Annotated in this window: 17 protein-coding genes; 11 read left to right on the forward strand and 6 right to left on the reverse strand. The window is 73.5% G+C overall.

The window, feature by feature from the left end:
- Window positions 1-308: 308 nt before the first annotated feature.
- Window positions 309-950 (reverse strand): DedA family protein, encoded by a 642-nt coding sequence (locus AB7F12_RS31010; protein ID WP_428502478.1) that lies wholly within the window; start codon window positions 948-950, stop codon window positions 309-311.
- 234 nt (window positions 951-1,184) lie between these two features.
- Here AB7F12_RS31010 and AB7F12_RS31015 point away from each other — a divergent pair, with 234 nt between their 5' ends.
- The 3 genes from AB7F12_RS31015 (at window position 1,185) to AB7F12_RS31025 (ending at window position 4,428) form a co-directional block, all read left to right on the forward strand.
- A complete protein-coding gene (locus AB7F12_RS31015) occupies window positions 1,185-2,384 on the forward strand; it encodes a CoA transferase (RefSeq protein ID WP_428502479.1) in 1,200 nt (399 codons plus the stop codon).
- Between the two features lie 63 nt (window positions 2,385-2,447).
- Window positions 2,448-2,987: a DUF1697 domain-containing protein gene (locus AB7F12_RS31020; RefSeq protein ID WP_428517082.1), complete on the forward strand. Its 540-nt coding sequence runs from the start codon at window positions 2,448-2,450 to the stop codon at window positions 2,985-2,987.
- A 106-nt stretch (window positions 2,988-3,093) separates the two neighbouring features.
- The gene (locus tag AB7F12_RS31025; RefSeq protein WP_428517084.1) at window positions 3,094-4,428 is read left to right on the forward strand and encodes an ABC1 kinase family protein; all 1,335 of its coding nucleotides are present in this window, start codon (window positions 3,094-3,096) and stop codon (window positions 4,426-4,428) included.
- Between the two features lie 87 nt (window positions 4,429-4,515).
- Here the strand turns inward: AB7F12_RS31025 and AB7F12_RS31030 are convergent, their stop codons facing one another.
- Window positions 4,516-5,166 carry a LysE family translocator gene (locus tag AB7F12_RS31030; protein ID WP_428502490.1) on the reverse strand — a complete coding sequence of 217 codons (651 nt, stop codon included), beginning with the start codon at window positions 5,164-5,166 and terminating at the stop codon, window positions 4,516-4,518.
- A gap of 59 nt (window positions 5,167-5,225) precedes the next feature.
- Window positions 5,226-5,621 carry a hypothetical protein gene (locus AB7F12_RS31035; protein WP_428502489.1) on the reverse strand — a complete coding sequence of 132 codons (396 nt, stop codon included), beginning with the start codon at window positions 5,619-5,621 and terminating at the stop codon, window positions 5,226-5,228.
- A 118-nt stretch (window positions 5,622-5,739) separates the two neighbouring features.
- Between AB7F12_RS31035 and AB7F12_RS31040 the strand changes: the two genes are divergently transcribed.
- A complete protein-coding gene (locus tag AB7F12_RS31040) occupies window positions 5,740-6,993 on the forward strand; it encodes a glycosyltransferase (protein ID WP_428502488.1) in 1,254 nt (417 codons plus the stop codon).
- Between the two features lie 24 nt (window positions 6,994-7,017).
- On the forward strand, window positions 7,018-7,548 hold the full coding sequence (locus AB7F12_RS31045; RefSeq protein WP_428502487.1) for a signal peptidase II: 531 nt from the start codon (window positions 7,018-7,020) through the stop codon (window positions 7,546-7,548).
- A 9-nt stretch (window positions 7,549-7,557) separates the two neighbouring features.
- Here the strand turns inward: AB7F12_RS31045 and AB7F12_RS31050 are convergent, their stop codons facing one another.
- On the reverse strand, window positions 7,558-8,742 hold the full coding sequence (locus AB7F12_RS31050; RefSeq protein WP_428502486.1) for a thiolase C-terminal domain-containing protein: 1,185 nt from the start codon (window positions 8,740-8,742) through the stop codon (window positions 7,558-7,560).
- Complete coding sequence (locus tag AB7F12_RS31055) at window positions 8,739-9,179, reverse strand: Zn-ribbon domain-containing OB-fold protein (RefSeq protein ID WP_428502485.1); 441 nt, start codon at window positions 9,177-9,179, stop codon at window positions 8,739-8,741. The genes AB7F12_RS31050 and AB7F12_RS31055 overlap by 4 nt, the downstream gene beginning before the upstream one ends.
- A gap of 178 nt (window positions 9,180-9,357) precedes the next feature.
- Here AB7F12_RS31055 and AB7F12_RS31060 point away from each other — a divergent pair, with 178 nt between their 5' ends.
- The 6 genes from AB7F12_RS31060 (at window position 9,358) to infA (ending at window position 14,219) form a co-directional block, all read left to right on the forward strand.
- The gene (locus AB7F12_RS31060) at window positions 9,358-10,545 is read left to right on the forward strand and encodes a thiolase family protein (protein WP_428502483.1); all 1,188 of its coding nucleotides are present in this window, start codon (window positions 9,358-9,360) and stop codon (window positions 10,543-10,545) included.
- 40 nt (window positions 10,546-10,585) lie between these two features.
- A complete protein-coding gene (locus AB7F12_RS31065) occupies window positions 10,586-11,050 on the forward strand; it encodes a Zn-ribbon domain-containing OB-fold protein (protein WP_428502482.1) in 465 nt (154 codons plus the stop codon).
- Window positions 11,047-11,997 (forward strand): cyclase family protein, encoded by a 951-nt coding sequence (locus tag AB7F12_RS31070; RefSeq protein WP_428517086.1) that lies wholly within the window; start codon window positions 11,047-11,049, stop codon window positions 11,995-11,997. Before AB7F12_RS31065 ends, AB7F12_RS31070 begins: the two co-directional genes overlap by 4 nt.
- A 2-nt stretch (window positions 11,998-11,999) precedes the next feature.
- Window positions 12,000-13,010, forward strand: coding sequence for an alcohol dehydrogenase catalytic domain-containing protein (locus tag AB7F12_RS31075; protein ID WP_428502108.1), 1,011 nt, complete (start codon window positions 12,000-12,002; stop codon window positions 13,008-13,010).
- 202 nt (window positions 13,011-13,212) lie between these two features.
- Entirely contained in the window at window positions 13,213-13,998 is a 786-nt protein-coding gene (locus tag AB7F12_RS31080) for an N-acetyltransferase family protein (protein WP_428502107.1), read from the forward strand.
- Complete coding sequence (gene infA, locus AB7F12_RS31085) at window positions 13,995-14,219, forward strand: translation initiation factor IF-1 (protein ID WP_296144492.1); 225 nt, start codon at window positions 13,995-13,997, stop codon at window positions 14,217-14,219. The genes AB7F12_RS31080 and infA overlap by 4 nt, the downstream gene beginning before the upstream one ends.
- Here the strand turns inward: infA and AB7F12_RS31090 are convergent.
- On the reverse strand, window positions 14,203-14,781 hold the full coding sequence (locus AB7F12_RS31090; RefSeq protein WP_428502106.1) for a DUF308 domain-containing protein: 579 nt from the start codon (window positions 14,779-14,781) through the stop codon (window positions 14,203-14,205). The two genes, infA and AB7F12_RS31090, sit on opposite strands and share 17 nt — an antisense overlap.
- Between the last annotated feature and the right edge of the window lie 141 nt (window positions 14,782-14,922).

The following is a 14,922-nucleotide window of genomic DNA, read 5'->3' on the forward strand; positions in this document are numbered from 1 at the left end:
AACACGACGACCTCCAGCTCGAACGCGTCGTCGCCGATCCATACGCTCAACCCCTCGCCCTCGACGGAGATGAAGCCGACCTCCTCCTCGCCCAGCTCTCGGATCGCCCCGAGGCCACGCGCGTTGAGCTCGATCCGGCCCCCACCGATGTCCACCGGCCGGTACTCACGGGCGAGGCGGGCGGTGCGGCTCTCGGTGGCGAGCTAGCGCGCGTTGTCCTCGCCGACCTCGGCCACCCACGTCATCGTCGACATGCGATCAAGTATTCGCCGCGGGCCGGACGAAGAGAAGATCCCGGACGGGCAGTGTCACGCAGCGACGAAATCCGCGGTTCCGGGTTCGGCCGCCAGCGCCTCGCGCCGCAGCCGGCGCATCCGCAGCCGGTAGTAGATGCCGAACGCGGAAGCGGTCACCGTGGCCATGCCGGCCCCGACCGCGAGGCCGACGAGCGGGCTGTCGGCCACGACCGGGCCCAGCAGCAGGCCCGCGACCAGCATGTACACACCCCACGCCGACGACGACGCCAGCGAGCAGGGCACGAACCGGCGCACCGACAGCCCCACCCGGCCCGCGATCGCCGTGCTGACGAGCCGACCACTCGGCACGAACCGGGCCGCGACGAGCGCCACCAGCGGCCGGGTCAGCATCGTCGACGTCACCCACTGCGCGACCGGTCCGGCGCGTTCGACGTGCCGGGCCACCAGCCGTGTCGACGTCCGGCCCAGCGTGTGCACGAGCAGGTCGCCCAGCACACAGCCCAGCAACGCGGCGAGGATCAGCAGGGCGACGGCGCCGAAGTCGCGGTCGGCGAACGCCGCGGCGTACCCCGTCATCAGGATCGTCTCGCTGGGCAGCATCGGGAACGGGGCGTCGAGCGCGACGAGGACGACGAGCGCCAGCGGCAGCCACGGGCTGTGCAGCACGACGGTGCAGATCGAGACGACGTCCACCCTCGCGCTCCCCTCTCGTGGCGGCGACCGACGTCGATACTTCTCGATCGACGCCCCCGAATCAGTGGGGACCGCCCGCCAACCAGAGGTAGGGCCAGCCTCACCCCCAACGGGCCATCGGGCAATCCGCCGGTCGGAGCAGCGCGGCGAGCGGCGGCCCACGCGCGGCCTCCCCCGCCCGACTACCGTTCGCCGTGGCGTGCCACGCGGGCGCGTCGGCAACCGGGAGGTGCGATGACGGTCCGACCGCTGGAGGGCCTGCAGGTCGTGGAGTGCGCGAGCTTCGTCGCGGGCCCCACGGCGGGACTGGCGCTGTCGCGCCTCGGCGCCGACGTGGTGCGCATCGACCCGCTCGGCGGCGCCAACGACCACAAACGCTGGCCCGTCGCACCCAGCGGCGACAGCTACTACTGGGCCGCGCTCAACCGCGGGAAGCGCAGCGTGGCCGTCGACATGCGCTCCGACGAGGGCCGCGAGCTGGTCGTCGCGCTGATCACGGCGCCCGGCCCGGACCGGGGCGTGCTCGTCGACAACATCGTCGGCAGGCGGTGGATGTCCAACGAGGTGTTGACGCAGCGCCGTGCCGACCTGATCCACGTCCGCGTCCAGGGCCACCCCGACGGGCGCCCGGCCGTCGACTACACCGTCAACGCCGAGGTGGGGCTGCCCGAGATCACCGGCTCCGCCGAGGGCGGCGCGCCGGTCAACCACGTGCTGCCGGCGTGGGACCTCATCACCGGCATGACCGTCGCGACCGGGGTGCTCGCCGCCCTCCGCGACCGCGACCGCCACGACCGCGGCGCCTACATCGAGATCGCGCTGGCCGACGTCGCGCTGACCGGCGTCGCCGACATGGGCTGGCTCTCGGAGGTCGCCGCGAGCGGGCACGACCGCCCGCGCCACGGCAACCACGTCTACGGCAGCTTCGGCGTCGACTTCCTCTGCAAGGACGGCGAGCGCGTCATGGTCGTCGCGCTCACCGAGGGACAGTGGAAGGCGCTGTGCACGGTCACCGGGACCGGCGACGTCTTCTCCGCGCTCGAAGCGGCGCTGGGCGCCGACCTCACGGAGGAGACCGACCGCTACCGGCTGCGGGAGACGATCGCGGCGATCCTGCGGCCGTGGTTCGCCGCGCGCAGCCTGGAGCAGGCCAGCCGGGAGCTCGACGAGGCCCGGGTGCTGTGGAGCGCCTACCGCGGCATGACCGACGTCGTCGCCGCGCACCGCAAGGGCACCTACCCCGTGCTGTCCGACGAGGTCGTGCCCGGCGCGGGCGCGGTCGTCGCGGCCCGGACGCCGTTGCGCTGGAACGGCACCCACGGGCCGGCCGGGCCGTCGCCGCTGCTGGGCCGCGAGACCGACGAGGTGCTGGCCGAGCGGCTGGGGCTGTCGTCGGCGGAGATCGGCGGGCTGCACGAGCGCGGAGTCGTCTGAGCCGCACGGACGATCAGCCCGGATGATCGGCGCAGGTGATCGGCCCGGCGCTAGTCTGCGCCGATGCCGAAGTACGCGGTGCTGCTGCGCGGGGTCAACGTCGGTGGGAACCGCAAGGTCCCCATGGCCGAGCTGCGCGAACTGCTGACGAGCCTCGGGTTCGACGACGTGCGCACCCACCTGCAGAGCGGCAACGCCGTCGTCGGCGCCTCCCGGACGACGCCGGCGAAGGTGGGCGCGAAGGTGGAGAAGGCGCTCGAGTCCGAGTACGGCGTCGCCATCAAGGTCGTCGTCGTCACGAAGGCGGAGATCGACGCGATCATCGCGGCGCACCCGTTCACCGACGTCGCCGACAACGGCTCACGGATGATGGCGCTCTTCCTCTCCGACGCGCCGTCCGCGGCCACGGTGAAGGAGTTCGACGCCGTCGCCCTCGACCCGGACCGGGCGCGTCTCGGCGACCGCGTGATCTACCAGTGGTGCCCCGACGGCGTGCTCAAGGCTCCCGACGTGGCGACGTTCGTCGCCAAGAAGTGGGGCGTGACCGTCACCGGACGGAACTGGAACACAGTCACCAAGCTCGCCGAGATGCTGGCCGTGTAGGGGTGACCCGAGGGTGGCCCTCCCCCACGAGAGGGAGGGTGGCCACACCCCGACTTCGGGGTCATCCCCCACGACGTGGGGCTCTCGCGTCGGCACGATTCTCCTCATGACGAACACGGCGTCCTGCGAGGTCCCCGCTGCCGGTATCCCGATGGGCACGATGGCCCGTTCGGCCCGGATCGCCGCGCTGCCCCTGGCCTTCGGCGGCCGGGCCGTCGCCGGCTGGGGCAGGCGTCTCGCCGGCGCCGACGCGGAGCAGGTCTCGGCGAGCGCGATGGAGCGCAACGCCGAGCAGCTGTTCGCCGTGCTCGGCCAGCTCAAGGGCGGCGCGATGAAGATCGGCCAGGCCCTGTCGGTGTACGACTCGATGATCCCCGCCGAGATCGCCGAGCCCTACCAGCGGGCGCTGGCCAAGCTGCAGTCCGCGGGTCCGACGATGCCCGCGAAGACGGTGCACGCCGCGCTCGCCGAGCAGTTCGGTCGCGACTGGCAGCGCCGCTTCCGCTCCTTCGACGACACCCCGGCCGCGGCCGCGAGCGTCGGCCAGGTGCACCACGCGGTGTGGGCCGACGGGCGCGAGGTCGCCGTCAAGATCCAGTACCCGGGCGCAGGTGACGCCCTCGACGCCGACCTGCGCACCCTCGAGCGATTCTCGAGGCTGTTCACGCTGATCGTGCCCGCACTCGACGCGAAGGCCCTGGTGCGGGAGCTGCGCGACCGGATGCTCGACGAGCTCGACTACCGCGCCGAGGCCGACCGCCAGCGCCGCTTCGCCGCCGCCTACGCGGGCGACCCGGACCTGCACGTGCCCGCCGTCGTCGCGTCGGCGCCGAAGGTGATCGTGTCGGAGTGGCTCGACGGGGTGTCGCTGGGCACGATGACCGCCCGGCCCGCGGCGACCGCCCGCGAGCAGGCCCTGCGCGACGAGTGGGCGCACACGATCATCGAGACGATGTTCTCGTCCCCCGAGCGCGTGGGGCTGCTGCACGCCGACCCGCACCCGGGCAACTTCATGGTGCTGTCCGACGGCCGGCTCGCGATGATCGACTTCGGTGCGGTCGCCGACCTTCCCGACGGCTTCCCGCCGGTGCTGGCCCGCATCCTGCGCCACGTCGCCGACGCCGAGCCCGCGAAGATGATGCGGCTGATGCTGGCGGAGGGGTTCGTCGGCGGGGACGTCCCTGCCGAGGACGTGCTGCGCTACATCGGCGCGCTCGCCGACCCGCTGCGCACCGACACCTTCCGCTTCCACCGGGCATGGATGGCGCAGGAGGGCTCGCGCGTCCTCGACCTGCGCGGGAAGGCACTCCGCTCGCTCGCGCTGCCCCCGCAGCACATGCTGATCGTCCGGGTGCTCTCGGGCTGGACGAACATCCTGGCCCAGCTGGACTGCACCGTCGCCGCCCGGGCGCTTGCCGAGGAGTGGCTGCCGGAGTTCTGAGCCTCCCGACCGACCTCGCCGAGTTCGGCGGGAGACTGGTGCCGAGCATGATCGAACCAGTCTGGTGTCGAACTCGGCGGGAGGCTGTCAGGGCGCCGTCGGGGCGGGCGCGCGGTCGAGGAGGAGCTTCAGCGCCAGGGCGCCGAGCACGGCGCCCATCAGCCAACGCTGCAGACGCACCCACGACGGCCGACCGCCCAGGACCCGGGCCAGTGTCGCCGCCGAGCAGACGATCAGCGCGTTCACCGTCAGCGCGACGACGATCTGCACCACCCCCAGCGCCAGGCTCTGCTCCCACACCGGCGCCCCGGCCGGATCGACGAACTGCGGCAGCAACGCCACGTAGAGCACCGCGATCTTCGGGTTCAGCAGGTTCGTCGTGAGCCCTATGGTGAACAGCCGCCACGTCGGGTCGGCGGGCAGCTCCTTCGCGGCGAACACCGCGTCGCCACCCGGGCGCAGCGCCCGGAACGCCAGGTACAGCAGGTAGGCCGCGCCCGCGATCTTCAGCACTGTGTAGGCCGCCGGGACCGCCGCGAACAGCGACGCGACGCCCGCCGCCGCGGCCACCAGGTACACCCCGAACCCGGCCGCGACGCCCAGCAGCGACACGAGACCGGCGCGGCGGCCCTGGGTGATGCTGCGCGACACCAGGTACAGCATGTTCGGCCCGGGCGTGAGGACGAGCCCCAGTGCCACCGCCGCGATCCCCGCGGCCGCCGCCGCATCGATGACCATGGCATCAGTCCAACCGCTCGCGGCCGGGACGACGAGGGCCGATCCGGAGAAAGTGGCGGCTACTGCTTGCGGACCGACCACTCCCACTTCTTACCGACGACGTTCGACGCGCGACCGCCCATGTCGTTGCCGATGATCGATCCCTTGTAGACGGCGTAGCCGCTGTTGAAGGTGAGCGTGATCGTCGCGCCACGCTGGGTCCAGGTGTCGCTGGACTTGTCGAACGTGCCCGTCGGGCTGGTGTAGGCGAGCCGTGAGCCGGCCTTGAAGCGGAAGACGTAGTAGCGGCCGTCGGAGTCGGTGCCCGACCAGACCGTGCCCTCCAGTGAGGGGGTGAGCGGCCGGTCGGCCCGTTCGGCGACACCCGTCCCCGCGGTCGCCACCGTGCAGCCCGTCAGCGCGAGGACCGCCACGGCCAGCATCGTGACCAGCGTCGCCACCCGGCTCCGAGCCACCTCGTCCCCTTCCGTCCCACCTTCGCCCGTCCGGTCATGTTTTCCGGATCCGCCCGACCGGCGCAACCTGGCCGGGTCCGTGACGCAGCGCGACGGCGGGTCCGGAAGGATCATTGTCATGCGGATCACACTGCTGGCGGTGGGTTCACGTGGGGACGTCGACCCGTTCCTCGCGTTGGGCGTCCGGCTGCGTCGCGCGGGCCACCAGGTCCGGCTCTCGACGCACGACGAGTTCGCCCGTGGTGTCTGCGCCGCCGGCGTCGAGTTCGCGACGCTGCCCGGCAACCCGCGCGCGGTGCTGGCGAGCCCGGAGGGGCAGGCGATGCTCACCGCGCGCAACCCGCTGACCGTGACGCGGCGGATGTCGGAGGTCGTCGGCCCGGCGCTCGACCAGGCACTGCCCGCCGCCGTCGACGCGAGCCGCGACGCCGACCTCGTCGTGTTCGCGACGCTCGCCGCGATCGGCCCGACGGTCGCCGAGATCGTCGGCGCGAAGGCCGTCGCCGCGCACCTGCAGCCGCAGACGCCGACGCGGGCGTTCGGCCCGACCGGCGCACCCGGCGTCCGCGACGCCCCCGCTTTCCTGCGGCGTCCGCTGTGGCGGCTCACCGATCGGCTGCTGTGGAAGGCGTTCCTGCCGACGCTCACCGCGCAGCGCCGCGCCCGCGGCCTGCCGGAGCTGCCGCCCGGTCCGCCGTCGACGTGGCCGGTGGGCCGGCGGCCGCCGACGGTGTACGGCTACTCCCCCGTCGTCGTCCCGACGCCCGGCGACTGGCCGCCGGACGTGTATGTCACCGGCTACTGGACCGCGCCCGACGACCCGTCCTACGAGCCGCCCGCCGCGCTGGCCGCGTTCCTGGCCGCGGGCCCGCCACCGGTGTACGTGGGCTTCGGCTCGATGCCCGACCGCGACGCCCGCGGTCTCGCCGGGTCGGCGCTGGCCGCGGCGCGACGGGCCGGTGGGCGCGTGCTCCTGCTGTCGGGCTGGAGCGGGCTGGCCGCCGCCGACGATCCCGACGTCCTGCTCGTCGACGACGTCTCCCACCGCTGGCTGTTCCCCCGCGTCGCCGCCGTCGTCCACCACGGCGGTGCCGGCACCACCGCCGCCGGGCTGCGGGCGGGGCGGCCGACCGTCGTCGTCCCGTTCTTCTCCGACCAGTTCTTCTGGGGCCGCCGGGTCGCCGCCCTCGGCGCAGGCCCCGCGCCGATCGCCCGCGAGAAGCTCACGACGGCCGCGCTCACCGACGCGATCCGCGACGCGCTGCGGCCCCCGCGGGTGGCCGCCGCGACGGGGCTCGGGGCACGGCTCGCCGCCGAGGACGGGACCGCTGCCGCGGTGACCGTGCTCGAGCGGCTCGCCGGACGGGCATGACCCGGGAGCGGGCATGATGGGTGCGTGGCCAAGAAGGCGCGGTCGGCCGCGCGCAGACGCACGATCCTGGTGAGTGTCGCCGTCGGACTCGCGGCGATCGCCTGGGTCGTGAAGATCGCCGTGGAGGCGGCGCTGTCCGACGGCGGCACCGTCGACCTCGGGCTGCTGCAGCTGCGGCTGTTCTACAACACCGGCGTCTCGTTCAGCTTCGGCTCGAACCTGCCGCTGTGGGTCGTCGTGACCGTGACGTGCGCGATCACCCTCGCCATCGCGGTCTACGCCTGGATCGCGGCCGCCGACGTCACGATGCTCGGCCTGATCGGGCTCGCCGCCGTCGTCGCGGGTGCCGCGACGAACCTGGTCAACCGCACCGTCGACGGCGCCGTCGCCGACTACTTCCACACCGGCTGGTTCGCGACGTTCAACCTCCCCGACACCTACATCACGCTGGGCGTGGTGTGCATCGGGCTGTCGGTGCTGTTCCCGGGACGCTCGAACGCACCCACCGACGACGCGTCGGCCGAGCCCGGCGTCGTCGAGCCGAACGAACGCTGAGCAGCAGGCTCACAGCTCTTCCGAGGTGAGGAGCACCCCGCCGCCGCGCAGCATCGGCGACCCGACCAGCACCAGCGCCGCACGCGGGTCGGCGACCTGCCGCTCACCGGCCTCCCCGCGCAGCTGCAGGACGGCCTCGGCGAGATGGCCCATGCCGTGCATCCGGCCCTGCGAGAGGCTGCCGCCGCCGGTGTTGACCGGCAACTTCCCCTCGACGGCCACGCGCCCGTCCTGCACGAAGTCGAGCGCCTCGCCCCGGCCGCAGAACCCGGCGGCCTCCAGCCAGTACAGGACCGAGGGCGCGAACCCGTCGTAGAGCTGGGCGGTCCCGACGTCGCCCGGGCCGAGGCCCGACTGCTGCCACAGCTCGTCGACCAGCGGTGTCCCGGCCGCGATGTGGTCGCCCATCGTGTAGTGCAGCCGGTGCTCGCGGCGCGTGGTCTGCTGCGCGGCCGCCGCGACGTACACGGGCGGGCGGGACAGGTCGCGGGCGCGGTCGGCCGTCGTCAGGACCAGCGCGATCGCGGCAGTGACGGGCACGTCGCAGTCGAACAGGCACAGCGGGTCGGCGACCATCCGCGCCCCGGCGTAGTCCTGCGCGGTCATGAGGCGGTCGGTGAAGACGGCGTGCGGGTTGCGGTTGGCGTTGCCCCGCTGCCCGACGACGAGCGCCCCCAGCGCCTCGCGCCGCCCGCCGGAGAGCTCCAGGTAGCGGCGGTAGGCCAGGGCGTGCCAGGGGATCGCGCCCGCGCAGCCGTAGGGCGCGGCGAACGCGGCGTCGCCGCCGGCGGTGCCGGCGTGGGTGCCGTAGGTGCCGGGCGGCACGTACATCGCCCGCCAGACCAGCGCCGTGGTGCAGGCGCCCGCGGCGAGGGCGTGGACGGCGTCGCGCACCGACGTCGTGATCATCCCCTCGCCGGCCTGGGAGTACCAGCGCACGCCGCGCGCCCAGGGCGCCTGCAGGAAGTGCTCGACGTCGACCATGTCCTCGCCGCTGCGCGCCGCCGCGCCTTCGAAGGGCGGCGTCGGGTAGGTCGCGAGGCCGTCGACGGCCTCGGGGGTGAGCCCGGCGTCGGCGATCGCGGCGGCCGCGGCGTCGTCGGCGAACCGGCCCAGCGGAGTCGACGTGCGCCGTTCGACCGCGGAGAACCCCACCCCCGCGACGGCGACCGCGCACCGGTTCGCCCAGGTCACGAGGGATCCTCGACAGGGTGGAACCGTGGGAGCACCTGGTCGCCTGCGGTGGCGTCGAAGGCGACGCGCATGTTCTCACCGATCCTCAGCTCCGCCGGCTCGTCCACATCCGAGACCAGCCACAGCCCGGGCTGTTCGACCAGCTCGACGACGACGATCACCACCGGGGCCGGCCCGCGTGGGCGGCCGGGGACGACCGGGTCGTGCGCCGTCGTCCAGCTGACCAGCGTCGCGTCGCCACTGACCTCGGTGAACACCGGCTCGCCACCACACGACGTGCACCGCGACCGCGGCGGATGCTGGAACGTCCCGCAGCCCGCACAGCGCTGCACGACCAGCCTGCCCTCGCGTGCCGCCGCCCAGAACGGGGCGGTCACGTCGTCGGGGACCGGGACGGGACGCGCCCAGGGGGCGTCGGCGACCGGCTGGTCGGACATCGGCACCTCCCGCGGCGTCCGGGACGCGGGCCTTCGGCGGCATCCCCTGCGGCACAACGACCGTACCTCCGGATTCGGCCGTCGCCCGCAGGCTCCGTGATCGCGAAACCGCTCAGGTCCGGCGCCGCGGCTGTGTTAGGACGAGACTCGGCGCCGCGCCGGGACCGGGAGGGCACGGATGAGGTTGGGCGGGACCGACGTGTGCGTCGTCGGGGTCGGCACCAGCGAGCAGTTCGGGTTCGACCTGGGGCGCAGCCCGATGCGGCTGCAGGCCGAGGCGTTCATGGCGGCGCTGGCCGACTGCGGGCTCGACCGCGCCGACGTCGACGGCTTCGCCACCGCCCACGGCTCCCCCACCGGCGTCGACTACGAGGAGTTCACCGCCGTCATGGGGCTGGACTGCCGCTACGTCGACCAGGCGTGGGCGCACGGGCGGTGGTCGACGGGCCTGGTCGCGCACGCGTCGCTGGCGATCATGGCGGGGCTGGCCGACGTCGTCGCCATCGCCAACACCGTCACCAACGGCCGCGGCTACGCCCGCCACCTCGGCGGGCTGGGCGGGCACGGCACCGTCGAAGGCCTGCGCGACACCGGCGGCGGGCACGGTGAGTGGTCGGTGCACGGCGTCGACACCCCGGGTGCGGCGACGTCGCTCGTCGCCCAGCGCTACATGGAACGCTACGGCGCCTCGTCGGAGGACCTGGCGCGGATCGGGATCGGGTTCCGGGAGAACGCGCAGCTCAACCCGATGGCGATCTTGCGCGACAAGCCGCTGACGCAGGAGTCCTACCTGCGCGAACCCGTGATCTCCGGGCCGTTCCGGCGCTGCGACTACTCGCTGGCCAACGACGGCGCGACGTGCCTGGTCCTGGCCGCCGCCGACCGGGCGGCCGACCTGCGCACCCGTCCCGTCCGGGTGGCGGGCGCGCAGAGCATCCGATCGAACCGTGACAGCTACGTGCTGTTCTCCCGGCCGGGGCTCGGCGTCGGGTTCGCCGACGAGACCCCGCTGCGCCCCGAACACCATCCGGTCTACGACATGGCCGGGGTGAGCCGCGGCGACGTCGACGGCCTCTACGTCTACGACTCGTTCTCCAGCAACGTGTGGATGACGCTGGAGCGCTTCGGGTTCTGCGGTGAGGGCGAGGCGCCGGAGTGGATCGCGTCGCACGGGCTGGGCGTCGGGGCGGCGCTGCCCGCCAACACCAACGGCGGGCTGCTGTCGGAGGGGCACTTCGGCGGCTACAACCATCTGGTCGAGATGGTGCGGCAGCTGCGCGGCGAGTGCGGGCCGCGGCAGATCGCGGGGGCGGAGGTGCTGCAGTGGACGACGCCGTGGGGCGACTCCCTGATCCTGACCCGATGACTTCGCACTCGATGATGCTTTCCGACGGAACGAGGCCCTGATGTCGCGGTTGCGTCAGCTCGGCGCGCATCGTGGCCCCGCCCCCGTCGTCCATCCGGAGACCGAGCCGTTCTGGCGCGGGCTCGGCGAGGGCCGGCTGCAGCTGCAGCGCTGCACCGCCTGCGGCACCGTGAGGTTCCCGCTCGGGCCCGTCTGCTGGCGGTGCGGGAGCTTCGACCACGATTGGACCGACGTGGCGACGACCGGCACCGTCTCCGCCGCCGTCACCGTCCGGCGCGCCACCGGCGACCCGCTGTGGGCGGGCGAGGTCCCGCTGGTCAGCGCGCAGGTCGACATGGACCTCGTGGGCGTGAGGCTGCCCGGGCGCATCCTCTGCGACCCCGACGCCCCACCCCTGCACGGCACCCCCGTCGAAGCCGCCTACCTCTCGACCGACGACGGCTACGGGGTGCTGTGCTTCGTGCTCCGCGACGATTCCCGCGACGTTTCTCAGGAGGGCTCGTGACCGACATCCCCCGCTTCGCCGACCTGCCGTTCGTCGAGGGCACCGACGAGCGGCACGCCTGGGACGTCTGGGGGCGTGACGACGAGCTCGGCTCGCTCAACCGCATCGGCCCCGAGCAGGTGCTGGCCGCGACCCGGCTCGTGCGGGAGGGCCGGATCATTCCCCTGTCGCTGCGCCTCGACGAGCCCGACCCGGGCCTGTTCGCCTCGCGCGAGCCGTACCGGCAGACCGTCGAGACCCTCGACGTCGGGCGCGACGACAAGCTCGACAACTTCTACCTCCAGTACTCCACGCAATGGGACGGGTTGCGTCACATCAAGTTCCGCGACCACGGCTACTGGGGCGGGCGCAGCGAGGAGCAGCTCGACTCCTCCGACGACCTGGGCATCGACCGGTTCTCCCGGCGCGGCCCGATCGGCCGCGGCGTGCTCGTCGACGTCGCCCGCTACCGGGAACGACAGGGCGCCCCGCTGGCCGGGGACGAGTCGTTCGCCGTCACCGGCGCGCTGCTCGACGAGGTCGCCCGCGCCGACGGTATCGAGTTCCGTCCCGGCGACTTCCTCGTGCTGCGCACCGGCTGGCTCGAGTGGTACCGCGCGCAGTCGCGGGAGCGCCGCCTCGAACAGCGCGGCTCGATGAACGGGGGCATGTCGATGCCCGGCCTCGACGGCGCCCGGGAAACCGCGGAATGGCTGTGGGACAACGGGATCACCGGGATCGCCGCCGACAACCTGGCCGTCGAGATGCTCCCCGTGGACCGGGTGAAGGGTTTCCAGCACCGGCGGCTGATCCCGCTGCTGGGCATGGTCGTCGGCGAGCTGTTCCACCTGCCGGAGCTGTCGGCGTACTGCGCGGAGTCGGGGCGATACGAGTTCCTGCTGACCTCCGGCGCGCTGCCCGTCCCCCGCGGCGTCGGGAGCCCCGCCAACGCCTACGCGATCGTCTGATCGTGAGGGCGGTGTCGTTCGCCGCGCCGGGCGGCCCGGAGGTGCTGGAGTACGTCGACCTGCCCGACCCGGTGCCCGCGGCGTCACAGGTCGTCGTCCGCGTGCACGCGTGCGGGGTGTGCGGGCACGACTCCGCCGACCGCGCCGGCCTCACCCGCGTCCCCCTCCCCGCCGTCCTGGGGCACGAGATCGCCGGCGAGGTCGTCGAGGTCGGGGCCGACGTGCCCGGGTTCGCCGTCGGCGACCGGGTGGCGTGCAAGCAGTTCACGACCTGCACCCGCTGCGCCGCCTGCGCCGACGGCGACGAGTTCTCCTGCCCCGACAAGGCCTTCGTCTACGGCGGCGGCGCCGACTACGTCGCCCTCGAACAGGACACCCTGCTCGCGGTCCCCGACGGCGTCGCGTCCGCCGACGCCGCGATCACGTCCTGCGCGGTCGGCACCTGCCTGCAGGCCCTCGACGACGTCGCCCACCTGCGGGCCGGCGAGACCGTCGTCGTCACCGGGGCCGGAGGCGGGCTCGGGCTGCACGCGATGCAGGTCGCCGCCGCGCTCGGCGCCCGGGTCGTCGCCGTGACGTCGTCACGCGCCAAGGCGCCGCTGCTGGCCGCCCACGGCGCCGACGACGTCGTCGTCACCGCCGACGGCGACCTCGCCGCCCGGCTCACCGACCTCACCGACGGCCGCGGGCCGCAGGTGGTGCTCGACAACGTCGGCCATCCCGACCTGTTCGGCGGCTGCTTCCGCGCCCTCGCCCCACGCGGCCGGTACGTGTTCACCGGCCAGCTGCAGCGCGAGCGGATCAGCCTCTACCCGGCATTCGTGTTCGGGAAGGAAGCCGTGATCACCGGCTCCAGCTCCACGCGCGCCGCGACCTTCGCCCGCGCGATGGACCTCGTCGCCCGCGGGGGTGTCCGGCCCGTCCACGAAACCTTCCCGCTCGCCGACGCCGCCCGCGCGCACCGGGCCGTCGACGAACGCCGCGTCGTCGGCCGGGCCGTGCTCGCGCCCTGAGCTGCACCGGGCAGCGGCGGAAAATCGGTGGCGGACACCGGTACCCGCCTTGGTACCGTGCCCGCGATCGCGACCCGGCCGTCGGAGGTGACACCCATGTTCCCTGCACACACGTGGGTGCTCCCGTCTCCGTCCCGATCGGGCGACTGACGATGGTCGCCAGGAGCGCCTCCCCCACAGGCACTCCGAGAGGGCGATCCCCATGGACTCACCGCACTTCAGCGCGGGCGCACCGCCGACCGTCGGCACGCACGCCACGGTCGAGCGGGCCGGCGACCTGCAATGGCAGGCCGTCGAGGACGGCGACGTCGTCGGCCGGGCCGAGGCTTTCCGCCGGCCCGACGGCCGCACCTTCGTCTCGATCGACACCTGGCACGGCGCCGTGTTCGACCTGCTCGCGACGGCCGTCCCGGCCGACCTGCCGGGCCCGTTGCAGACCATGGTCGACGAGGGCGACCACGACCTGACCGACCGCTGGCGACGGGCCGGCTTCACCCTGCGGCGCCGGGAACGGGAGTACGTCGTCGCCACCGGCCGGCCCGTCGGGAGCCGGACACCTGCCGACGTGACGATCCTCGGGCCCGGATCGGCGGACGTGTCGGCGCTGCGGGAGCTGTACGACGCCGTCCGCGCCGAGGTCGACGCCGACGCCGGCTGGGACACCATGCCGGTCGAGGTGCCTCCCGGTGCTCCCCTCGACCCGGCCCGCTACGCAGTCGCCGAGGCGGCCGGCCGGTACGTCGGGCTGATCCGGGTGGTGTCGCGGCGACGGCATGCGCGCATCGGGCTCGTCGCGGTCCGCACCGCAGAACGCCGCCGCGGGATCGCCGGTGCCCTGCTCACCGACGCCCTGGGCACCCTGCACCGCAACGGGATCCCGACCGTCACGGCCGAGGTGGACGAGCACAACACCGCCGCGGCGGCGCTGTTCGAGTGCGTCGGCGCGCAGCGGGTCGGCGGAACGGTCTTCCTGGAGCGTGAGGCATGACCAAGGCGGCCGGAGCGATCGAGATCGAGGGCACCGTCGTCGACTGCCTGCCCAACGCCATGTTCCGCGTCGAGCTCGCCAACGGGCACACCGTGCTCGCCCACATCAGCGGGAAGATCCGGAAGAACTACATCAAGATCGTGCTGCTCGACCGGGTCCTCGTCGAGCTCAGCCCATACGACCTGAACCGGGGCCGCATCCTGTTCAGGTACCGGACGTAGCGCCCGGCCCGACCGGGGTACCGGCAGCCGCCCGGCCGCCGGTGCCCCGCGGGGCCATCCGCCCGGCCAGCAGCAGCACGATCCCCTCGCCGAGCATCTGGATGCCCAGCAGGATCCCGAGCAGCGTGAGCGTGGCCGCGGTGAAGTTGAACAGCACGATCAGGCCCATGACCAGCGAGACCAGCCCGGAGATCGCGAGCAGGATCCGGTGGCCGGGCACCTGGATCGCCAGCACGACCCGCACCCCGCCGACGACGAGGAACATCGCCCCCGCGAGCAACGTCAACGTCGCCGCCCCCACGACCGGATTCCGCAGCACGACCAGCCCCAGGACCGCGAGGACCGCCCCGCCCAGCAGCGCCGACCAGAACACGCCCGCCGACTCGCGCTTCATGATCGCCCGGACGACGAGCAGCACGCCGCCGACCAGGATCGTCCAGCCGATGAGCAGGATCGACAGCAAGGTCGCCGCCACCGCGTTGGACAGCAGGAACGCGCCGCCGAGGATCAGCAGCACCGCCAGCACGATCTCCCACGCCGACCGCTTCGTCGTTCCGCCCATGCCCGGACCTCCCTGCTCGGCCGATCACCGAGCATGCCCGCCCCGCCCCCGCGACGGAACGGCCTTTCGGCCGCCGGTCATGGACGAATGTCCTCAGCCGACGGCGTCGGTCACGACGCTCGTGAGCGCGAGTCCCGCCCA

This window comes from Pseudonocardia sp. (genome assembly GCF_050250275.1).
In the GTDB taxonomy this organism is placed as follows: domain Bacteria; phylum Actinomycetota; class Actinomycetes; order Mycobacteriales; family Pseudonocardiaceae; genus Pseudonocardia.